The sequence below is a fragment of the Pseudomonas aestuarii genome (genome assembly GCF_027988105.1).
Taxonomy (GTDB): domain Bacteria; phylum Pseudomonadota; class Gammaproteobacteria; order Pseudomonadales; family Pseudomonadaceae; genus Aquipseudomonas; species Aquipseudomonas aestuarii.
This window is the reverse complement of record NZ_JAQJZJ010000004.1, coordinates 489,984-511,429: the sequence shown is the minus strand read 5'-3', so window position 1 is coordinate 511,429 and position 21,446 is coordinate 489,984. Positions and strand designations below refer to the sequence as shown.

At 63.4% G+C, this 21,446-nt stretch carries 20 protein-coding genes; 6 read left to right on the top strand and 14 right to left on the bottom strand.

All coding sequences use genetic code 11. The features are described from left to right. Window positions 1–17 precede the first annotated feature (17 nt). The 4 genes from PH586_RS11835 to trxA all read right to left on the bottom strand — a co-directional run bounded on the left by PH586_RS11835 (window position 18) and on the right by trxA (window position 4,569). Window positions 18–986 (bottom strand): CDP-6-deoxy-delta-3,4-glucoseen reductase, encoded by a 969-nt coding sequence (locus PH586_RS11835; RefSeq protein ID WP_271347952.1) that lies wholly within the window; start codon window positions 984–986, stop codon window positions 18–20. 100 nt (window positions 987–1,086) lie between these two features. Continuing rightward, entirely contained in the window at window positions 1,087–2,553 is a 1,467-nt protein-coding gene (ubiD, locus tag PH586_RS11830; protein ID WP_271347951.1) for a 4-hydroxy-3-polyprenylbenzoate decarboxylase, read from the bottom strand. A 185-nt stretch (window positions 2,554–2,738) separates the two neighbouring features. Next, window positions 2,739–3,998, bottom strand: a complete 1,260-nt coding sequence (rho, locus tag PH586_RS11825) for a transcription termination factor Rho (RefSeq protein WP_271347950.1) — start codon at window positions 3,996–3,998, stop codon at window positions 2,739–2,741. 244 nt (window positions 3,999–4,242) lie between these two features. After that, window positions 4,243–4,569 (bottom strand): thioredoxin TrxA, encoded by a 327-nt coding sequence (gene trxA / locus PH586_RS11820; protein ID WP_079203790.1) that lies wholly within the window; start codon window positions 4,567–4,569, stop codon window positions 4,243–4,245. A gap of 234 nt (window positions 4,570–4,803) precedes the next feature. On the opposite strand from trxA, the gene ppx reads away from it, so the two are divergent. Further along, a complete protein-coding gene (gene ppx / locus PH586_RS11815) occupies window positions 4,804–6,306 on the top strand; it encodes an exopolyphosphatase (protein WP_271347949.1) in 1,503 nt (500 codons plus the stop codon). On the opposite strand, the gene ppk1 is transcribed toward ppx, so the two are convergent. Next, window positions 6,293–8,503, bottom strand: a complete 2,211-nt coding sequence (gene ppk1 / locus PH586_RS11810; RefSeq protein ID WP_271347948.1) for a polyphosphate kinase 1 — start codon at window positions 8,501–8,503, stop codon at window positions 6,293–6,295. The two genes, ppx and ppk1, sit on opposite strands and share 14 nt — an antisense overlap. Window positions 8,504–8,520: 17 nt before the next feature. Next, window positions 8,521–9,534 carry a porphobilinogen synthase gene (hemB, locus tag PH586_RS11805; RefSeq protein ID WP_271347947.1) on the bottom strand — a complete coding sequence of 338 codons (1,014 nt, stop codon included), beginning with the start codon at window positions 9,532–9,534 and terminating at the stop codon, window positions 8,521–8,523. 209 nt (window positions 9,535–9,743) lie between these two features. Between hemB and PH586_RS11800 the strand changes: the two genes are divergently transcribed. The 3 genes from PH586_RS11800 (at window position 9,744) to PH586_RS11790 (ending at window position 11,415) form a co-directional block, all read left to right on the top strand. Further along, entirely contained in the window at window positions 9,744–9,956 is a 213-nt protein-coding gene (locus tag PH586_RS11800) for a hypothetical protein (RefSeq protein WP_271347946.1), read from the top strand. Between the two features lie 232 nt (window positions 9,957–10,188). Next, entirely contained in the window at window positions 10,189–10,848 is a 660-nt protein-coding gene (elbB, locus tag PH586_RS11795; protein WP_271347945.1) for an isoprenoid biosynthesis glyoxalase ElbB, read from the top strand. A gap of 96 nt (window positions 10,849–10,944) precedes the next feature. Next, complete coding sequence (locus PH586_RS11790) at window positions 10,945–11,415, top strand: thioesterase family protein (protein WP_271347944.1); 471 nt, start codon at window positions 10,945–10,947, stop codon at window positions 11,413–11,415. Between the two features lies 1 nt (window position 11,416). Here PH586_RS11790 and PH586_RS11785 read toward each other — a convergent pair whose 3' ends face one another. Beyond that, the gene (locus tag PH586_RS11785) at window positions 11,417–11,869 is read right to left on the bottom strand and encodes a YaiI/YqxD family protein (protein ID WP_271347943.1); all 453 of its coding nucleotides are present in this window, start codon (window positions 11,867–11,869) and stop codon (window positions 11,417–11,419) included. A gap of 75 nt (window positions 11,870–11,944) precedes the next feature. After that, window positions 11,945–13,843: a cytochrome c/FTR1 family iron permease gene (locus PH586_RS11780; protein WP_271347942.1), complete on the bottom strand. Its 1,899-nt coding sequence runs from the start codon at window positions 13,841–13,843 to the stop codon at window positions 11,945–11,947. Between the two features lie 121 nt (window positions 13,844–13,964). Here PH586_RS11780 and PH586_RS11775 point away from each other — a divergent pair, with 121 nt between their 5' ends. Beyond that, window positions 13,965–14,738, top strand: a complete 774-nt coding sequence (locus PH586_RS11775; protein ID WP_271347941.1) for an SDR family NAD(P)-dependent oxidoreductase — start codon at window positions 13,965–13,967, stop codon at window positions 14,736–14,738. 24 nt (window positions 14,739–14,762) lie between these two features. Here PH586_RS11775 and PH586_RS11770 read toward each other — a convergent pair whose 3' ends face one another. The 4 genes from PH586_RS11770 to PH586_RS11755 all read right to left on the bottom strand — a co-directional run bounded on the left by PH586_RS11770 (window position 14,763) and on the right by PH586_RS11755 (window position 18,752). After that, window positions 14,763–15,392, bottom strand: a complete 630-nt coding sequence (locus tag PH586_RS11770) for a LysE family transporter (protein ID WP_271347940.1) — start codon at window positions 15,390–15,392, stop codon at window positions 14,763–14,765. Between the two features lie 95 nt (window positions 15,393–15,487). Then, window positions 15,488–16,252: a TerC family protein gene (locus PH586_RS11765; protein WP_271347939.1), complete on the bottom strand. Its 765-nt coding sequence runs from the start codon at window positions 16,250–16,252 to the stop codon at window positions 15,488–15,490. A gap of 5 nt (window positions 16,253–16,257) precedes the next feature. Next, on the bottom strand, window positions 16,258–16,845 hold the full coding sequence (locus tag PH586_RS11760) for a mechanosensitive ion channel domain-containing protein (protein WP_408636846.1): 588 nt from the start codon (window positions 16,843–16,845) through the stop codon (window positions 16,258–16,260). Continuing rightward, the gene (locus PH586_RS11755; protein ID WP_271347938.1) at window positions 16,842–18,752 is read right to left on the bottom strand and encodes an ATP-binding cassette domain-containing protein; all 1,911 of its coding nucleotides are present in this window, start codon (window positions 18,750–18,752) and stop codon (window positions 16,842–16,844) included. The genes PH586_RS11760 and PH586_RS11755 overlap by 4 nt, the downstream gene beginning before the upstream one ends. 50 nt (window positions 18,753–18,802) lie before the next feature. On the opposite strand from PH586_RS11755, the gene PH586_RS11750 reads away from it, so the two are divergent. Further along, complete coding sequence (locus PH586_RS11750; protein ID WP_271347937.1) at window positions 18,803–19,267, top strand: TIGR02444 family protein; 465 nt, start codon at window positions 18,803–18,805, stop codon at window positions 19,265–19,267. Here the strand turns inward: PH586_RS11750 and PH586_RS11745 are convergent. Then, window positions 19,264–20,205: an AlgP family protein gene (locus tag PH586_RS11745; protein ID WP_271347936.1), complete on the bottom strand. Its 942-nt coding sequence runs from the start codon at window positions 20,203–20,205 to the stop codon at window positions 19,264–19,266. The genes PH586_RS11750 and PH586_RS11745 overlap by 4 nt on opposite strands. Window positions 20,206–20,632: 427 nt before the next feature. Next, window positions 20,633–21,121 (bottom strand): sigma D regulator, encoded by a 489-nt coding sequence (gene rsd / locus PH586_RS11740; RefSeq protein ID WP_271347935.1) that lies wholly within the window; start codon window positions 21,119–21,121, stop codon window positions 20,633–20,635. Between the last annotated feature and the right edge of the window lie 325 nt (window positions 21,122–21,446).

Below are 21,446 nucleotides of genomic sequence, written 5' to 3'. Positions count from 1 at the left end.
CCAAGTCCGACAGGCTGCTAGGCCCGCGGCGCATAGGCGAAAACGTCGGCGCGCATCTGCCGGGCATCCATACCGGCTTCGACCAGGGCATCCAGGGTCGCGTAGACCATGTTCGGCGAGCCACTGGCATACACGTGCAATGGCTTGAGATCAACGAAGTCCTCGCGCACCGCCTCGTGCAACAGGCCGCAGCGGCCCTGCCAGTCGCCGCGCTCGCTGACCACCTGATGCAGAAACAGGTTCGGTAACGACTGCCACTCGGCCCAGCAGGGCAGCTCATAGAAATCTTCCGGCCGACGCGCGCCCCAGTACAGGTGCACGGGGTGGGGGAAGCCGGCCGCCCGGCAGTGCTCGATCAGGCTGCGCATCTGCGCCATGCCGGTACCGGCGGCGATCAACACCAGCGGACCGGCCGGCAATTCGGCCAGATGGGTGTCGCCAAACGGCATCTGTATCCGGGCGAAGCCCTGCCCGCGCAGGTGCTCGATGACCGCGATACTGGACGGGTCACGCGCCAGAATATGCAACTCCAGCTCACGCCCGGACTGCGGCGCCGACGCCAGGGAAAAGGCGGCATACTCGCCCTCGGCCCGCTGCAGCAGCAGATACTGGCCGGCGTGATAACGCGGCAACTTGCCGGCCGGCGCACGCAGGCGCACACGGAACACGTCGCCACCGGCGTCGTGGCATTCGACCAGCTGGCAGGTCAACTCGCGCACCGGCAGTTCGCCAGGGGCCAGCACACCATCCCAGAGCAGCACACACTCCTGCTCGGGCTCGGCCAGGCAGGCGAACACCTCGCCATGCTCATGGACCTGACCTGCCTGACGCACCCGGCCGTTGACCAGCAGGGCCGCACAAATATGACAGTTGCCATTGCGACAGCTCTGCGGGCAGTCATAACCGAGCCGGCGCGCCGCATCGAGGATGCGCTCGCCACGCTCGACATCGAGCACGGCACCTGAGGGTTGCAGAGTAACTTTCATAGCGTTTCAAATCCAAAGCACAAACCCGCGGCCTTGCCCGGGTTGCGCACGCTTTGCAGTAAGCGCGGCCGCAGTCGCGCACATATCCAGCCACGCCGCATCAGTCGATCCCCAGCTGCGCCCAAAGGTCGTCGACCCGGCGCTTGACCGCCTCATCCTGAACGATCGCCCGCCCCCATTCGCGGCTGGTTTCACCCGGCCATTTGTGGGTGGCGTCCAGGCCCATCTTGCTACCCAGACCGGAGATCGGCGAGGCGAAATCGAGGTAATCGATCGGCGTGTTATCGATCAGCACGGTATCGCGCTTGGGATCCATGCGCGTGGTGATGGCCCAGATCACATCATTCCAGTCGCGCGCATTGATGTCATCGTCGGTGACTATGACGAACTTGGTGTACATGAACTGTCGCAAAAACGACCAGACACCGAGCATCACCCGCTTGGCGTGGCCGGGGTACTGCTTCTTGATGGTCACCACCGCCATGCGGTAGGAGCAGCCTTCGGGCGGCAGGTAGAAGTCGGTGATTTCCGGGAACTGCTTCTGCAGGATCGGCACGAACACCTCGTTCAGCGCCACGCCGAGGATCGCCGGCTCATCCGGCGGACGGCCGGTGTAGGTGCTGTGGTAGATCGGCTTCTGCCGGCGGGTGATGCGTTCGACGGTGAACACCGGGAAGCGGTCCACCTCGTTGTAGTAGCCGGTGTGGTCACCATAAGGGCCCTCATCGGCCATCTCGCCGGGATGAATCACCCCTTCGAGGACGATCTCGGCGCTGGCCGGCACCTGCAACTCACTGCCCCGGCATTTCACCAATTCGGTGCGGTGGCCGCGCAGCAAACCGGCGAAGGCGTATTCGGACAGACTATCCGGTACCGGGGTAACCGCACCGAGGATGGTCGCCGGATCGGCGCCCAGAGCCACCGCCACCGGATAAGGGCGATCCGGGTACTTCTCGCACCAGTCACGGAAGTCCAGGGCACCGCCGCGATGGCTGAGCCAGCGCATGATCAGCTTGTTGCGGCCAATCACCTGCTGGCGATAGATGCCGAGATTCTGCCGTTCCTTGTGCGGCCCCTTGGTGATGGTCAGGCCCCAGGTGATCAGCGGACCGACATCGCCCGGCCAGCAGGTCTGCACCGGCAACTTGCCTAGGTCGACGTCGTCGCCCTCCTCGATCACTTCCTGGCAGGGCGCGTCTTTCAGCACCTTGGGCGCCATGGCCAGCACCTTCCTGAAGATCGGCAGCTTCGACCAGGCGTCTTTCAGGCCTTTCGGCGGCTCCGGCTCCTTGAGAAAAGCCAGCAGCTTGCCGATCTCGCGCAGCTCGCTGACCTCTGCCGCGCCCATGCCCAGGGCCACCCGCTTGGGCGTGCCAAACAGGTTGCCGAGCACCGGCATGTCGAAGCCCGTGGGATTTTCGAACAGCAGCGCCGGACCGCCCTTGCGCAGGGTGCGGTCGCAGATTTCGGTCATTTCCAGCACGGGAGAAACCGGGGTCTGGATGCGTTTGAGTTCGCCGCGCTGTTCCAGTCCGCGGATAAAGTCGCGCAGGTCGCGATACTGCATGCAGGAGCCTCGTGTCGGGCGTTCCAGTCGGGGCGCAAAGTTTAGCGCCGAACTGGGTTATTCAGAAGGTTTGGCAGTGCGCAGACACACAAAAGCCGGGTTTCCCCGGCTTTTTCGTAACGGGCCGAACCAAGGTCGTAGTGAACGGCGGTCAGCCCGCGGTCAACGCGGCTCAGTCGATATTCTTACTTGCGACGCATCGACATGAAGAACTCTTCGTTGGTCTTGGTCGCCTTCAGCTTGTCGGTGAGGAACTCGATGGCAGCAATTTCATCCATCGGATGCAGCAGCTTGCGCAGGATCCACATGCGCTGCAACTCGTCTTCGGCGGTCAGCAACTCTTCGCGGCGGGTGCCGGAGCGATTGATGTTGATGGCCGGGAACACGCGCTTCTCGGCGATCCGACGGTCCAGGGGCAGCTCCATGTTGCCGGTACCCTTGAATTCCTCGTAGATCACTTCGTCCATCTTCGAGCCGGTTTCCACCAGCGCGGTGGCGATGATGGTCAGCGAACCGCCTTCCTCGATGTTACGCGCGGCGCCGAAGAAGCGTTTCGGCTTCTCCAGGGCGTGGGCGTCGACACCACCGGTGAGGACCTTGCCGGAGCTCGGGATCACGGTGTTGTAGGCACGCGCCAGACGGGTGATGGAGTCGAGCAGAATGACCACATCCTTCTTGTGCTCGACCAGGCGCTTGGCCTTCTCGATCACCATCTCAGCAACCTGCACGTGGCGGGTTGGCGGCTCGTCGAAGGTGGACGCGACCACTTCGCCGCGCACGGTGCGCTGCATCTCGGTCACTTCTTCCGGGCGCTCGTCGATCAGCAGGACGATCAGGTGGCACTCGGGATTGTTGCGCGCGATGTTCGCCGCGATGTTCTGCAGCATGATGGTCTTGCCGGCCTTCGGCGGCGCTACGATCAGGCCGCGCTGGCCCTTGCCGATCGGCGCGCAGAGGTCGATCACCCGACCAGTGATATCTTCGGTGGAGCCGTTGCCGGCTTCCATGACCAGACGCTTGGTGGGGAACAGCGGCGTCAGGTTCTCGAACAAAATCTTGTTCTTGGCGTTCTCTGGGCGATCGTAGTTGATCGTATCGACCTTGAGCAGCGCGAAATAACGCTCGCCTTCTTTCGGCGGGCGGATCTTGCCGACGATGGTATCGCCAGTACGCAGGTTGAAGCGGCGGATCTGGCTCGGCGACACGTAAATGTCATCGGGGCCGGCGAGATACGAGGCATCCGCGGAGCGGAGAAAGCCGAAACCGTCCTGGAGAATCTCCAGCACGCCATCACCGGAGATTTCCTCACCGCTTTTAGCGTGTTTTTTCAACAGCGAGAAAATCACGTCCTGCTTGCGCGAACGGGCCATGTTTTCCAGGCCCTGTTGTTCGGCTAGTTCGAGCAGTTCGGTGATCGGCTTTTGCTTGAGTTCGGTCAGATTCATAGGAATGACGTAATCATGAAGGAGGGAAAATAAGCTATTCAGCTTGGGAGGCCGCGCCGCTAAAAGGCGATTGGATCGCCAGCGTGTATCGAAGGTATTCGCGTAGGAATCCGTCGGCGACGGCTTGCAGGGCGCTGCATAGGAAATGCAGCGAGGCCGAATGTAACACCGGCTTTATCGATACGTCCAGCACTCAGATAGAAAAAACCCCGCCATTAGCGGGGCTCATTACCGTGACTCGCGCTTAGATATTGCTGTCGAGGAAGGCCGCCAGTTGCGACTTCGACAGCGCGCCAACCTTGGTCGCTTCGACGTTGCCGTTCTTGAACAACATCAGGGTCGGGATGCCACGCACGCCATATTTCGGCGGGGTGTCCTGGTTCTCGTCGATGTTCAGCTTGCAGACTTTCAGCTTGCCTTGGTAGGTCTGGGCAATTTCGTCCAGAACCGGGGCAATCATCTTGCACGGGCCGCACCACTCAGCCCAGTAGTCAACCAGCACCGGACCTTCGGCCTGGATTACATCCTGATCGAAACTGGCGTCGCTGACATTGGTGATGAATTCGCTCATGGAAAGTCTCCGTGTTCGGAAGCAAAAGATGGTCGACATCATAGCCCGGCTTTCCCGACACAGGAAGGCGAACACCATTGAGACTATCTATAAGCCTTGGCAAAGAACCACGCAACTCAAGCCGTAACCGACTGACCGTCCAGCGCAAGACAACGGCCTGCGACATCAGTATGCGTTGGCGTGCCCCACCTATCGTGGCAGGATGTCGGCGTTCCGCTTTGAGAAAGCCCCATCATGCCGCATACCCCTGCAGAGTCATTTCCCTTGATTGCAGCCATCGACCTGGGCTCCAACAGCTTCCACATGGTGTTGGCCAAGGCCGATCACGGCGAACTGCGCATCCTTGAACGCCTGGGCGACAAGGTACAGCTGGCCGCCGGCATCGACGAGCAGCGCCTGCTCAACGAGGAAGCCATGCTACGCGGCCTCGAGTGCCTGCGCCGCTTCGCCCAGCTGACCGCCAGCCTGCCGGAGGGTGCGGTGCGCATCGTCGGCACCAATGCCCTGCGCGAGGCGCACAACCGCGCGGAGTTCATCCGCCGCGCCGAGGAAGTCCTCGGCCATCCGGTCGAAGTCATCTCCGGCCGCGAGGAAGCACGACTGATCTACCTCGGCGTGTCCCACAGCATCGCCGACACCCCGGGCAAGCGCCTGGTTACCGACATCGGCGGCGGCAGCACCGAGTTCATCATCGGCCAGCGCTTCGAGCCGTTGCTGCGCGAAAGCCTGCAGATGGGCTGCGTGAGCTACACCCAGCGCTACTTCAAGGACGGCAAGATCACCCCGGCCCGCTATGCGCAGGCCTATACCGCGGCCCGCCTGGAAATAATGGGCATCGAGCATGCCCTGCGCCGGCTCGGCTGGCAGGATGCCGTCGGTGCGTCCGGCACTATCAAGGCCATCGGCCTGGCGATCCAGGCCGCCGGGCTGGGCAGCGGCGAGATCAACCCGGACGGCCTGGCCTGGCTCAAGCGCAAGATGTTCAAGCTCGGCGACGTGGACAAACTCGACCTCGGCGGCATCAAGCCGGATCGACGCGGGATATTCCCGGCGGGCCTGGCCATTCTCGAAGCGATTTTCGATGCCTGCGAGATCGAGCGCATGACGCACTCCGAAGGTGCCCTGCGCGAAGGCGTGCTCTATGACCTGCTCGGCCGCCATCATCACGAGGACGTGCGTCAGCGCACCCTGAGCGCGCTGATGGAGCGCTACCACGTCGACCTGGAGCAAGCGGCACGGGTCGAGCACAAGGCACTGGAAGCCCTCGACCAGGTGGCCGATGACTGGGAGCTGGGTGACGAATGGCACCGCGAACTGCTGATCTGGGCCGCGCGGGTGCATGAACTGGGCCTGGACATTGCCCACTACCAGTATCACAAGCACGGCGCCTACCTGATCGAGCACTCCGACCTGGCCGGCTTCTCGCGCATGGACCAGCAGATGCTCGCGCTGCTGGTGCGCGGTCACCGGCGCAACATTCCAAAAGACAAGCTTGGCGAGTTTGGCGATGAAGGCATCAAGCTGATTCGCCTGTGCGTACTGCTGCGCTTCGCCATCCTCTTCCATCACATCCGCGGCACCCAGGAGATGCCGCGGGTGCAGTTGCAGGCCTCGACGCAAAGCCTGGAGATCCACTTCCCGGAGGACTGGCTGGCAAGCAATCCGCTGACCCAGGCGGACTTCGTTCAGGAAGCGGAATGGCTCAAACGCACCGGCATCGAGCTCAGCGTGCGCTGACCAGCGGCACCGTCAACTTCTCCAGCAACCCGGCCTGCGCACTGCGCGGGTTCTGGTTGCCGGTCGGGCTGCTGCGCAGGTAGCGACCGTCCGCCTGCAGCACCCAGCTCTGGGTATTGTCGGTCAGGTAGGCCTCCAGCTCCTTTTTCACCCGCAGGATCAGCTTCTTGCCTTCCACCGGAAAACAGGTCTCGACCCGCTTGTCCAGGTTGCGCTCCATCCAGTCGGCGCTGGACAGGTAGATCTTTTCCTCGCCCTCATTGAGGAAGTAGAACACCCGCGTGTGCTCGAGGAAGCGGCCGATGATCGAACGCACCTGGATATTGTGCGACACCCCGGCAATACCTGGACGCAGGCAGCACATGCCACGCACCACCAGGTCGATACGCACCCCAGTCTGGCTGGCCTTGTACAGCGCGCGAATGATCTTGGCGTCGGTCAGCGAGTTGAACTTGGCGATGATGTGCGCCGGCTTGCCTTCGGCCGCCGCGGCGGTTTCCTTGGCGATCAGGTCGAGCAGGGTCTTCTTCAGGGTGAAGGGCGCATGCAGCAGCTTCTTCATGCGCAGGGTCTTGCCCATGCCGATCAGCTGGCTGAACATCTTCGCCACATCCTCGCCCAGCGCCACATCGGCGGTGAGCAGGCTGTAGTCGGTGTACAGCTTGGCGTTGCCGGCGTGGTAGTTGCCGGTGCCCATGTGCGCGTAGCGGACGATCTCACCACTCTCGCGGCGCAGGATCAGCATCATCTTGGCGTGAGTCTTGAACCCGACCACCCCGTAGATCACCACCGCACCGGCTGCCTGCAGGCGGCTGGCGAGGGCCAGGTTGGACTCCTCGTCGAAGCGCGCGCGCAGCTCGATCACCGCGGTGACTTCCTTGCCGTTACGCGCGGCTTCGACCAGCGCATCGACGATTTCCGAGTTGGCGCCGCTGCGGTACAGGGTCTGCTTGATCGCCAGCACGTGCGGGTCTTTCGCCGCCTGACGCAGCAGATCGACCACCGGGGTGAAGGACTCGAACGGGTGCAACAGGAGAATGTCCTGCTTGCTGATCACGCTGAAGATGTTGTCGCTGTTCTGCAGCAACTTGGGGATTACCGGGGTGAACGGCGGGTATTGCAACTCCGGGTGACTGACCAGGCCGGTGATGCTGAACAGGCGGGTCAGGTTGACCGGGCCACTGACCCGGTACAGCTCGCTCTCGCTCAGACTGAACTGCTTGAGCAGGTAGTCCAGCAGCGGCCGCGGGCAGGTGTCGACCACCTCCAGACGCACCGCATCGCCATAACGCCGCGAGAACAGCTCGCCGCGCAAGGCACGGGCCAGGTCTTCGACGTCTTCGGTGTCCACCGACAGGTCGGCGTTGCGGGTCAGGCGGAACTGGTAGCAGCCCTTGACCTTCATGCCCTGAAACAGGTCATCAGCATGGGCGTGGATCATCGAGGAGAGGAACACGTAGTTGTCCCCGGCGCCGCCCACCTCCTCCGGCACCTTGATGATCCGCGGCAGCAGGCGCGGCGCCGGGATGATCGCCAGACCCGAGTCGCGGCCGAAGGCGTCGATGCCCTCCAGCTCGACGATGAAGTTCAGGCTCTTGTTCACCAGCAAGGGGAACGGGTGCGTCGGGTCCAGGCCGATCGGCGTGATGATCGGCGCGATCTCGTCGCGGAAGTAGCGGCGCACCCAGGCCTTCAGCTTGGTGTTCCAGTGACGCCGGCGAATAAAGCGCACCTGGTGCTTTTCCAGCGCCGGCAACAGGGTGTCGTTGAGAATCGCGTACTGGCGGCTGACCTGCTCGTGCGCCAGTTCGGAAATCCGCGCCAGCGCCTGATGCGGCTGCAAGCCATCGGCAGCGGCCTGTTCGCGGGCGAAGTTGATCTGCTTCTTCAGCCCGGCGACACGGATCTCGAAGAACTCATCCAGGTTGCTGGAGAAAATCAGCAGGAACTTCAGCCGTTCCAGCAACGGGTAGGACTCATCCAGCGCCTGCTCCAGCACACGGATATTGAACTGCAGTTGCGACAGTTCGCGGTGGATATACAGGCTGCTGTCGTCCAGGCTTGGCACCACCATGGGCGGTGCCGGCGTGGGTGCGGGCACGGGCGCTTCGATCGGCGGCAGGATTTCCGCTGGCAGCTCGGCGACGACCGCTTCGACAGTCTGCAATTCGCTCGGGGTGAGTCCTTCGGTAGTCATTGGATCGTCCTGCGGGGCTAGCGCCCCGGCTGTAACAGTTCTGCCGCGCGAACGGCGAAATAGGTAAGGATGCCATCGGCACCGGCACGCTTGAAAGCGGTCAAGGATTCGAGAATCACCGCCTCGCTCAACCAGCCATTCTGGATCGCAGCCATATGCATGGCGTATTCACCACTGACTTGATAGACAAAGGTTGGCACCCGGAATTCCTCTTTGACCCGCCAGAGAATGTCCAGATAGGGCATGCCCGGCTTGACCATGACCATGTCGGCGCCTTCGGCCAGGTCGGCGGCCACTTCGTGCAGCGCCTCGTCACCGTTGGCCGGGTCCATCTGGTAGCTGGCCTTGTTGGCCTTGCCCAGGTTGGCCGCCGAGCCCACGGCATCGCGGAACGGGCCGTAGTAGGCGCTGGCGTACTTGGCCGAGTAGGCCATGATGCGCACATTGGGAAAGTCGGCCAGCTCCAGGGTCTCGCGGATGGCCTGCACCCGACCGTCCATCATGTCCGAGGGCGCGACCACCTGGGCACCGGCCTCGGCATGCGACAGCGCCTGCTTGACCAAGGCGTCGACGGTGACGTCATTCTGCACGTAGCCTTCATCGTCGAGGATACCGTCCTGGCCGTGGGTGGTGAAGGGATCCAGGGCCACGTCGCTGATGATCCCCAGTTCCGGGAAGCGCGCACGCAGGGCACGAATCGCGCGCTGAGCAATGCCCTCGGGGTTCCACGCCTCGCTAGCGTCCAGGGACTTTTTCTCCAGCGGCGTCACCGGAAACAGCGCCAGCGCCGGAATGCCCAGGGCCACCCACTTCTCCGCCTCCTGCAGCAGCAGGTCGATGGACAGCCGCTCGACACCCGGCATCGAGGCGATCGCCTCGCGGCGGTTGTCACCGTCAAGCACGAACACCGGCAAGATCAGGTCGTCGACACTCAGGCGATGCTCGCGCACCAGGCGCCGGGAAAAGTCGTCGCGACGGTTGCGCCGTAGGCGGGTGGTTGGAAACAGACGATTGGCAGGGGTAAAGCTCACAGCAGACTCCATAGCCCGTAGGAACGGGCGAGCGTGACAGTTATAAGCCACCATTATGACTAAATGATGACGGCCGCAGGCACAACTGCACCAATGCATCGCCGCAGCCTGCAGTTATTGTGACCACCACGCCCACTGGCGTCGAGCGCCACGCCGCATCCCGAACGGTGCCAGGGCGTGGCTGAGCGTCTGATCCTAGAGCCGCCACCATGCGTGAAAACCTCCTGCCGCAATCTGGCTATCGCGCAGTGCTGCTCGACACTTTTCACCAAGGCGCGATGTCGTTGCTGGCGGCCTGGCTGGCATTGCACGGCATCCCTGATGCTGTGTACCAGCTGGGGCACCTACGCCAGCGACCGGCGGTATGTCTTGGCCGCGCTGCACAGCATGCAGCCCAAGCAGAGATCGTCCGGAGGAGCTAATTCGGCCTGGCCCCATATCGCTGCCAAAGCCCAGCGACTAGGATTAGCCGTCAGGATCCTAACCGGGGACTATCGAGTCTTTCGCGGCCCCCTTGCCAACCTGACCATACCCAGACCGATGATGCGCCCGACCGACCCAGCCATTCACCTCGCTCAAGAGGTCGAGGATCGGCCGCAGACCAGCCATAATCTGCATAGCTACCTTGCCCAGCCCAGTGATCAGGAGTTCTCAATGACCAGAAAAGTAGCGGTGATTCTTTCCGGTTGCGGCGTTTACGACGGCGCCGAAATCCATGAAAGCGTGATCACCCTGCTGCGCCTCGACCAGCGCGGCGCAGAGGTGCAATGCTTTGCGCCGGACGTGCAGCAACTGCAGGTGGTCGATCACTACAGCGGCGATGAAATGGACGAGACGCGCAATGTCCTGGTAGAGGCCGCCCGCATCGCCCGCGGCAAGATCAAGGACGTGCGCGAACTGCATGTGGACGATTTCCACGCCCTGATCATGCCCGGAGGCTTTGGCGTGGCCAAGAATCTCTCCGACTTCGTCCTCAGCGGCGCCAACTGTACGGTGCAGCCCGACGTGCTGAGCGCCGCCCAAGCCTTCGTCAAGGCCGGCAAGCCGGTCGGCATGATGTGCATCGCCCCCGCCCTCGCGGCCAGGATCTTCGGCCGCGGCGTGGTCTGCACCATCGGCAACGACCCGGAAACCGCCGACGCCCTGACGCAGATGGGCGCAATCCATCAGGAGTGCGAGGTCAGCGAGGTCGTCGAAGACCACGCCAACAAGCTGGTCACCACACCGGCCTACATGCTGGCCCAGTCGATCAGCGAAGCGGCCTCGGGGATCAACAAGCTGGTCGACCGGGTACTCGAGCTGACCCACGTCTAGGCCGAACCCGCCAATGCGCGCGGCACACCCGCCGCGCCTCTGGCCAAGCACGGCGACCTGCTGCAGCGTGAGTAACATCTCGCAAAGGCAGGCGCCATGACCACTCCACCTCTCGAACTCAGCCCAGAACTGCAGCAGGCGGTAAGCAGCTTTTTCCAGCGTATTTCGTTCAACCAGATGCTGGGTATCCAGCTTGGCGAACTGAGTCCGCAGCGCGTGACCATGCACTTGCCGATGCAGGCTGCGCTGATTGGCAACTTTGTCCACGGCATCCTGCATGGCGGGGTGATTGCCTCGCTGCTGGATGTCGCCGGTGGCGCCATGGCGCTGATCGGCGCCTTCGACAAGCATCAACACCTGTCCAACGATGAGCGCATGGTGCGACTGTCCAAGCTGGGCACCATCGACCTGCGCATCGACTACCTGCGTCCCGGTCGCGGCCAGCACTTCACCGCCAGCGCCATGCTGCTGCGTTCCGGCAACAAGGTCGCGGTGGTGCGCAGTGAACTGCACAGCGATGACGGCAGCCTGATCGCGGTAGGCACCGGCACCTACTTGTGCGGCTGAATCAGGTGCGCATAAGCCGGGTCAGGATGCGATCCAGGCTGTTGGCAAAGGCCTGCTTGTCGCGCTCGCCATAAGGCCCCTGACCGCCGCCGATCTGCCCCTGCTCGCGTAGCTCGGTAAACAGGTTACGCACCGCCAGCTTGTCGCCCATATTGCTTTCATTGAACTCGCGACCGCGCGGATCGAGAGCAGCAACGCCTTTTTTCACCAGGCGATCGGCCAGCGGCACGTCGCTGCAGATGACCAACTCACCCGGCTGGGCATGCTCGACCAAATAATCGTCGGCCGCATCGGGTCCACTGGGCACCACAATCAAGCGCACACAGGCATAGGCCGGTTTGCTCTGCGCCTGCCCAGCCACCAGCAACACCTCGAAACGCCGCTTCAGGGCGAACTTGACCACCTGATCCTTGGCCCCCTTCGGGCAGGCATCGGCATCTATCCACACGCGCATCGACTCTCGACCTCCCTAGATTGCAAGCATACCCAGCCACTCAGGTGAACGGCCGCAGTGCAGCAGTGCCGCGCGTCAGACTGTGCCAACCTGACCACGCCGGCGCTCGCCAAGCCAGCTGCGGCCATAGAACAGCACGATGGCGAGCAGCGCCAGCGCTTGGGCCGACAGGCCGTAAGCGTCGGCGTGGATGCCCAGCCAGTCAAACTCGAAGAACGCCAGCGGCCGGGTGCCGAGCACCCCGGCCTCCTGCAGCGCGGCGACCCCATGCCCGGCAAACACCACCGATAGAGCGCAGAGCAGTACCGCGTTGGCGCTGAAGAAGGTCGCCAGCGGCAACTTGCGCGAGCCGCGCAGGATCACCCAGGCCAAGCCCAGTAACAGCAGCAGGGCCGCTGCCGCACCGGCCAGAACCATGCCGTGGCCCTGGGGGCCGGCCTGCAACCAAAGAGTTTCGTAGAACAGGATGACCTCGAACAGTTCGCGGTACACCGAGAAGAATGCCAGCAGGGCGAAACCGAAGCGCCCGCCACCGCCAACCAGGCTGCTCTTGATGTAGTCCTGCCAGGCCGCAGCATGCCGCCGGTCATGCATCCACACGCCGAGCCAGAGCACCATGACACTGGCGAACAACGCGGTGATGCCCTCCAGCATCTCGCGCTGGGCGCCACTGACATCGATCAGGTAGGCGGCCAGCGCCCAGGTGCCGACCCCGGCCAGCAACGCCAGACCCCAGCCGATGTGCACGCTACGCACCGCCTGCTGTTGCCCGGTATTGCGCAGGAAGGCGAGGATCGCCGCCAGCACCAGAATGACCTCCAGGCCCTCGCGCAGCAGGATCAGCAGGCTGGAGAAGAAACTCAGCGAGTCCGACAGGCCGTTCACATCGAGCAAAGCGGCAGACTTGCCCAGCTCGACCTTGGCCAGCTCCAGGCGTTGTGCCGCCTGGGCCACCGACAGACCGTCCTGCAACGCCTGGCGGTAGGCCATCAGCGCCTTTTCGGTGGCCTTGCGCTGCAGCGGATCGAGGTTGTTCAAGGCACTTTCGACCAGTTCGAAACCTTCCAGGTAGGCGCCGACTGACAGGTCGTAGGCCTGCTCGCGCTCGCTGCGGCGATAAGCCGCCAGACTCTGCTCCAGGGTCGTGCGGGTATGTTCGATCAGTTGCAGCGGGCCGCGCTGCTGCTGTGGCGGCTGGGCGCGCTGGGCGCGAAATGCCGCGGCGGCCTCTTCACCCTGCTGCCGGGCAACCTCCGCGGGCGTGGTATCCGCCAGCACGGCCAGGTTGAATGGTTTGGCCTGGGGCGCCTGGGCGGCACTGAAGCCGGCGATATAACTGGCCAGGTCCCACCGCTGACGCGCATCCAGCTGATCGGCAAACGCCGCCATGTCGGTGCCATCAATGCCCAGACCGATGGTGCTGAAGAGGTCGTACAGGCTCAGGCGATCCATCCGCGCCGCATCCCGCAGGTTGGCCGGTGGCGGCTCCAGGCCGATCCCCGCCGGGCCATCACCGGCGCCCTGCGCGCCATGACAGACACTGCAATGCTGGGCGAACAGCGGCGCGCCACGGGTCGGGTCGGGGGTGATTGCCGGGGCCTGACTGATGGCATAGGCCTTGGCCAGGCTCGCCGCCAGTTGCCGGGCCTGAGCGGCGACCCTGCCGCCCTCGTCGCGCCGTTCGATACCCTGGCGTAGCTCGGCAACGCCCCGCTCCAGCCCGGCCTGCTCAGGGCGTGTCGGCAACGCGACGATCAAGCCCTGCAGCGCGGCGATAAACTCCAACTGCTCGCCATACTCAACGGCGTCGAGCACCTCGCCGTTGGCCACGGTCGCCGGGTAATCGGCACCCAGGTAGCTCAACAGATGGAGGGCTTGGGCTGCGCCCGCGGGCGTGTCGGCCATGGCATGCAGACTGCAGAACGCCAGCAGGGGCACGAGCAGCCAGCGGAGTAAACGAGTAGGCGAGTACATATAGGAGGTAATCACAAATACGAATGAATGGCGTTGCCATTGTTGCCGGCCTGACTCTTTACCTCAAGCCCCCACCCTTGAATAATCCGTGACTATTCGTCGCAACACCGGAGCAGCCCTGATGAGCCTTTGGAATCGTCTGCAGGAACCCGCCGCTGCACTGGTCTGCGGAGCCAGCCGCGGCATTGGCCTGGCCCTCACCGAGCAACTGCTGCAGCGACAGGATGTGGCCTGCGTCTGGGCGATTGCCAGGCACGCCAGCGACTCGCCGGGGCTGGCGGCCCTCGTCGCCAGGCATGGCGAGCGCCTGCGGTGCCTCGACCTGGATGCCTGCGATGAGGCTGCCCTGAGCCGACTGGCCACGCAATTGCGTGACAAGGTGCCACGCCTGCACCTGCTGCTGTGCACCGCCGGTGTACTGCAGAGCGGCGCCGCGAAAGCCGAAAAGAGCCTCGCCCAACTGGATTTGCAAGGTCTGCAGGCGACATTCCAGGTCAACGCCTTCGCCCCGATCCTGCTGCTCAAGCACCTGCTGCCGCTACTGCGTGGCCGCCACCCCTGCACGGTCGCGGCGCTGTCCGCGCGGGTCGGTTCGATTGGCGACAACCGCCTCGGCGGCTGGTACAGCTATCGCGCCAGCAAGGCCGCGCTCAACCAGTTGCTGCACACCGCCAGCATCGAGTTGGCGCGCCTTAACCCGCAGAGCTGCGTACTGAGCCTGCATCCCGGCACAACCGACAGCGAACTGTCGAAACCCTTCCAGGCCAATGTCCCCGCCGGCAAGCTGTTCAGTGCCGCATTTGCCGCCGAGCATCTGCTGGCCCAGATCGAGCGCCACGGCCCCGCCCAGTCCGGTACTTTCTGGGCCTGGGACGGTCAGCCAATTGCCTGGTGAGGGTCCATCGGGCTGCTGCCAGATTCAACTGGAGGCGCGGCGCACCGTGGCCAACAACGCTGCAGCGCCGACGAACATCACGGCAAAACTGCGGTTCATCACCCGCTGCTGACGTGGCGAACGCAAGGCCCGCAGCACCCGCGCCGCCAGCCCGGTGTAGCCGGCCATGACGACCAGGTCGACGCAGATCATAGTCACCCCCATCAGCAGGTACTGCATCAGCAATGGCGCCTGCGGATTGAGGAATTGCGGCAACACCGCGAGGATAAAAACGATGGCCTTGGGATTGCTGAAGTTCACCAGAAAGCCGCGCAGGACCAGCGTCAGCGGTCGGCCTATCGGGCGCTCGGCGTGCGCCGCCATGTCGCTGGGCAAGGCCTGCCACTGGCGATAGCCGAGGTACGCCAGGTAGAGCACCCCGAACCACTTGATCAGGCTGAACGCGAGTTCCGATGCGGCGAGAATCGCTCCGACGCCGGCGGCGACGATGATGATCTGTAGCGCCAGGCCCAGCTGCAACCCCAAAGCATTCCAGTAACCGCGCCAGAAGCCGTATTGCAGCCCGGCGGACATCGAGGCGATTGCCCCAGCCCCCGGCGACAAGCTGATCACCCAACAGGCGACGAAGAACGCGAGCCAGGTTTCGAGCGCCATGGCAGATACCTCAGACAGAGTGGTAAAGGACTGCCAACGGACAGAGGCAGGCGCTCTAGCCTACCTCTTGGCGCTGACCCTGCCCAGCCAGGCGCTCAGTCCGGCGAACCCTTGCGCAGGTGCACCGGCTCCAGCTCTTCCTTGCGCGCCCGGGCGCGGGCCGTGCGCATGCGGATATTGATGGCCTCTACGGCCAGCGAGAAGGCCATGGCGAAGTAGACGTAACCCTTGGGCACATGCACGTCGAAGGCTTCGGCGATCAAGACGGTACCGACCACGATGAGGAACGACAGCGCCAGCATCTTCAGGCTCGGGTGCTTGTCGATGAAGTCGCTGATGGTGCCAGCCGAGAGCATCATCACGATCACCGAGATGACGATGGCGGCAATCATCACCGGTACGTTGTCGACCAGACCGACCGCGGTGATCACCGAGTCCAGCGAGAAGATGATATCGATGATCGCGATCTGCACGATGATGCCCATGAAGCCATAGACCTTGCCACCGGCCTGCGGCCCATCCTCTTCGCCTTCAAGGCCTTGATGGATCTCCGCAGTGCTCTTGAACAGCAGGAACAGACCGCCGAACAGCAGGATCAGGTCGCGCCCGGAAAAGCCCTCACCGAAGACCTGGAACAGATCCGTGGTCAGGCGCATCACCCAGCTGATCGACAGCAGCAGCAGAATCCGCGTGACCATCGCCAGGGCCAGGCCGAAGAAGCGTGCCCTGGGTTGCTGGGCCTTGGGCAGGCGGCTGACCAGGATCGAGATGAAGATGATGTTGTCGATACCGAGGACGATTTCCAGAGCGGTCAGGGTCAGAAACGCGACCCAGAGTTCAGGGTTGGCCAGCCATTCCATAGAAGTTAAATCTCGAGTTTGCGAGCGGTGGGTAGTTCGCCATTACGCCAGCGGCGTACAGCTTTCTGAAAGAACAGGCTGTTGGGAATCTGCACCCAGGTGCCCGGGGCATCACCGCTGAGGTCTTCCAGGGTGGTGTAGAACAGGTTGATGTCCAGGACCCGGCCCCTGACTCCCGGCTTGTCGGCACTCTCGATGACCTCGATGCAGTCGCCAATGCGGAACGGCGTCAGGATGAAGATCAACAGCGCACAGAACATATTGGACAACACGCTCCAGATGGCGAAGAACGCCACTGCCGCCACCGCAATAAACCCGGTGAGCGCCGTCCACAGCACCTGCGCGGAAACGCCCAAACGCTCCAGCACCAGCATGCAGGCACTGCCGGTGATCAGCCAGCGCAGGCCGCCGCGCAACGGGTGCATGAACCCCGCGGGCAGCTGTGGGTAACGTGAGCTCATCCGGCCCAGGCCGCGCGCCAGCAAAAGCTGCAGCAGCCACGCCAACAACACAATCAGCAGCACCTGGCCGGCACGCAGCAGCGGCTCGTGGTAGGTGCTCAACCATTCCCAGCTGATCACCTCGACACTCAACTGGCCGCCTCCAGGTCGGCCTGCAAGGCCTCGAGGGTTTCCAGCGCGTTCATCCAGCGCTCTTCCAGGTCGGCTTCACGGCCCTTGAGCTTGGCTTGCTCGGCCAGTGCGTCGCGCAACTGGTTCTTGCTGACCGCTTCGTAGATCGCGCTGTCGCCCAGGCGGGCTTCCACGGCAGCCAGGCTCTCATGCAGGTGGCCGAGTTCTTTTTCCAGCTTGTCGGCCTCGCGCTTGAGCGGCGCCAGCTGCTGGCGGAGCGCCGCAGCGGCCTGGCGCTGGGCGCGCTTGTCGGTTTTATCCAGGTTGCTTTCAGTGTTGCCGACCGGCGCCTGGCGCACACGGTAATCCACCAACCAGCGTGCGTAGTCCTCGAGATCTCCGTCGAACGGTTGCACCCGGCCATCGGCGACCAGGAAAAATTCGTCGGTGGTGCTTTTCAGCAAGTGCCGATCATGGGAGACCACCACCACGGCGCCGGCGAATTCCTGCAGGGCCATGGTCAGCGCCAGGCGCATTTCCAGGTCGAGGTGGTTGGTCGGCTCATCGAGCAGCAACAGGTTGGGCTTGCCCCAGGCGATCAGCGCCAGGGCCAGGCGCGCTTTTTCGCCCCCGGAGAAATTCAGCACGGGCTCGTCGCAGCGCGGACCGCGGAAATCGAAACCACCGAGAAAATCGCGCAGCGTCTGCTCGCGCTCGCTGGGCGCCAGGCGCTGGAAATGCAGGAGCGGACTGGCCTTATCATCGAGGGCGTCGAGCTGGTGCTGGGCAAAATAGCCGACCACCAGGTTCTCGCCCAGCTGCAGGCGGCCGCTGATAGGCTGCAACTCGCCCGCCAGGGTCTTGATCAGGGTCGATTTACCGGCGCCGTTGGGCCCGAGCAGGCCCAGGCGCGCGCCGGGCGCCAACTGCAGCTTGACCTGTTCGAGCACCACCTTGTCACCATAGCCGAGACGGCCTTCGCTCAGGTCCAGCAGCGGGCTGGATATCTTGCTGGCCTCGCGAAAGGTGAAGTCGAACGGCGAGTCGACATGCGCGGCGGAGAGCTCTTCCATGCGCTCCAGCGCCTTGATCCGGCTCTGCGCCTGGCGCGCCTTGGTCGCCTGGGCCTTGAAGCGGGCTATGTACTTTTCCATGTGCGCACGCTGCGCCTGCTGCTTCTCGAACGCCTGCTGTTGCTGAGCCAAACGCTCGGCGCGGGCGCGCTCGAAGGCCGAATAGCCACCGCGGTAGAGGGTCAACTTGCGCTGCTCGACGTGCGCGATGTGATCGACCACCGAATCGAGAAAGTCGCGGTCGTGGGAAATCAGCAGCAGCGTGCCGGGGTAACTCTGCAACCAGCCTTCCAGCCAGAGGATCGCATCCAGATCCAGGTGGTTGGTCGGCTCGTCGAGCAGCAACAGATCGGACGGGCACATCAGCGCCTGGGCCAGGTTCAGGCGCATGCGCCAGCCACCGGAGAAATCACCGACACGGCGGTCCATCTGCGCACTTTCGAAACCCAGGCCGGCGAGCAATTTGCGTGCACGCGCATCGGCGGCATAACCATCGAGGTTATCCAGCTCGGTATGCAGGCGCGCAATCGCGACGCCATCGTGCGCCGCCTCGGCCACGACCAGTTCAGCCTGCACCCGGCGCAGCTGCACATCGCCATCGAGCACATAGTCCACCGCCTGGCGCTCGACCGCGTCGATCTCCTGACGCATGTGGGCAATGCGCCAGTCAGCGGGGATCAGGCAATCGCCCGCATCCGCGCTGAGTTCGCCGCGCAGCAAGGCGAACAGGCTGGATTTGCCGGCGCCATTGGCACCGATCAGGCCGGCTTTTTGGCCGGGATGCAGGGTCAGCTCGGCGTCTTCTAGCAGACGCTGCGGGCCACGCTGTAAAGTGAGGTTCTGGAGTCGTATCATAATGGCGGCGGAGTCTACCAGAATCGCCCGCGGCATACCCGGAAAGCACCATGCACCCTGACCTGTGGCGTTTCGCCAAAGCCCTCTATCGCCGCCCCGGCGTCGAGGCCGCCTGCCTGCAATTGCAGACCCAGGGTAACGATATCTGCCTGCTGCTCTGCGGCGCCTGGCTCGGCTGCCGCAATGTGGCCTGCAGCAGCGAACGAGCCGACTGCCTGCGCGCCGTAGCCCAGCCCTGGCAGCGCGAGGTGGTCAGCGCGCTCAGGCACGTCCGTCAGCAATGGCGCACAGCCGCTCAGCACGACAGCGCGCTGGCAGCGCTGCGCGAACAGATCAAGCAATTGGAACTGGCGGCCGAACGCGAACTGTTGCACCGCCTGGCGTCATGCTGTCATGACTGGCCAGGCGATACGGCCGAGGACATGCAGGACTGGCTGCACACCCTGGCCCTTGTCACCACCACAGCCGACCGCGACGCACTGCACCTGCTGGACGCCGCGGCTCGACAAGTTTAGGACGCTGTCGGCGGGGGGCTGCCTGCAGGTACGGCGGGGGCAACGACGGGCTCTGCCGTCGAACTGGCAACCGCCGGTTTAGCGGCCGCGGGCTTTTTCGCTGCGGGTTTGGCTGCAGCTTTAACCGCAGGTTTCGCCGCGGGCTTACGCGCTGCGCTGGTTGCGCCGGGCTTGGCGGCCGGCTTGGCCGTGCTGGCGGCTGACGGCTTCTTCGCTGCCGGCTTGGCCGGCGACCTGGCGGCCGGCTTGGCGCCGGCAGGAGCAGCGGCTACTGGCTTCGCCGCGGACTTAAGCGGTGTCTTGGCGGCCGGCCGGGCCGCGGCGCCTGCTGGCTTGCTTGCCGCGGCTTTACTGGTAACTGGCTTGGCGGCAGCTTTGGCCGCGGGCTTAGCGGCGGGCTTGGCCGCAGGTTTGCTAGCGGCCTTGGCAGGCGCTTTGCTCGCCGCCGGCCTGGCAGTGGGCTTGGCTAGCGGCGTTTTCGCCGCGACTGGCTTGGTTGCCGGCTTGACGACTACGGGCTTGGCTTCATGACGGACCAGGGCCTTGCTGGCCGCCTCCTTGACCTTGCCTATCCCCTGGGCGAGCTTCAGGCTTTCCTGGGCATCACGCTTGAGTCTGACGATATAGTTACGGGTCTCGCTCTGCCGATCCTTGAGAGAATCGAGCAAATCCTCCAACTCGGCCACCGCATCCCTGGCCTTGGCCTGCGCCTTGGACTTGCCCGCCACGGCAGCATCCTGCAACTTGACACGCGCGTCATGCAGCTTTTCCTGGGCCTTGCCGCGTTGCTTCTCCAGCTTGCCGAGCAGCTTTTCAGCATCGATCAGCGCCCGTGAACACGCATCCTCAAGATGCTCGAGCAAGCTGCTGGAGAGTTGATGGAGCAGGTGCAGCGGGGTACTTACCGATTTCTTCTTGGTGTTCTTTTTGGCCGACATGGCGCGCCTCCGGGCGGATGTAGATGCAACTCATACTAGCAGCCTGCCGGAGAATAGTACTTGGCGCCAATGCGTAGTTAGGCGCCGAGGAACGCTGCCCAAGCAAATCTCCCCGCGCGCGTTCACGCGGCGTTACCCGCGTAACTCCGGCCGAAGACCTGAAAATGGGAGAACGACTATGCCGGGGAATCCGAAAAATCGAACGTGCCAAGCGACTGTTTGGGGGAATTGGCAGCCGCTGGCAGCGACAGGACACACACCCTAACCAGCCAGACCAGCCAGCAGTGCGGCGGCAAAGGACACCCCACCACCGCGAAGTCTACGCCCAGCTTGTTCAAGAGTGACCAGCTGTAGCCTGCGAGCCGAGCAGGTGCTGTTCGGCTGAGTCAATTGCACCGCTTTACTGGCAGGCGGATGAAACCGCCTGCTAGAGCGCGGGGGCCGCGGCCGCGGCCGGAACCTGCTGCTGATGCGCGTTATGCAGCACTTCGATCAAGCAGTCTTCCAGCTCGAAACGCTCGTGCAGCAACGCCCCCAGGCGCTGGAGTTCTTCGCCCAAGGACACGCCATCGTGGCAATCGCCATTGTCGCAACGGTCGTTGAAGGTCAGAGCCACCTCGGTGATCGCTTCGATACGTGGATAGATTTGCTTGGCTAGGTCGAGGCCACGCTGATCGCCAAAGGCCTTGGCTTCATTGGTCAGCTGTTCATAGACCTCGAAATGCCCGGCGGACACGTAATCGACCAGAATTTCGCAGAACCTCTGCAAGGCTTGCGCATTGGTAATGGGGGCTTGTGGGGAATTGCTGATGGCCTTGTAGGCACTCACCAATTCCTGGCGCTCCTGCAACCAGCGATCGATCAGCAGGTGAACACCACCCCAACGTTCCTGAGCGTTCTGACAACTATCGAGCATGATGGCCTCACTTCCCTTATCGGTAATTCTGATATACGTCCGATCCGAGACGGTTTTTTGTCAATCGGCACATGGTCTTTGAATAGCAACCGCAAAACGGCAGCTTTCCGGCAGTGCTTGCGAGCCAGATTATGCTCGCGAACCGGCGCCATCAAGGCGCTTGGTCGAGAAAATTTCATACGAGCGTTTAATCGGTGCCCCGCGCAGCGTCTGGCCTGCAGAAACTCAGCCAAACTTCACTAGACGCTTGCTTGCACTACAACATATGCAGACCCACTTGCACAGCATGGGTTGAATAATCAGGCCCATCCCATGATCGACATCA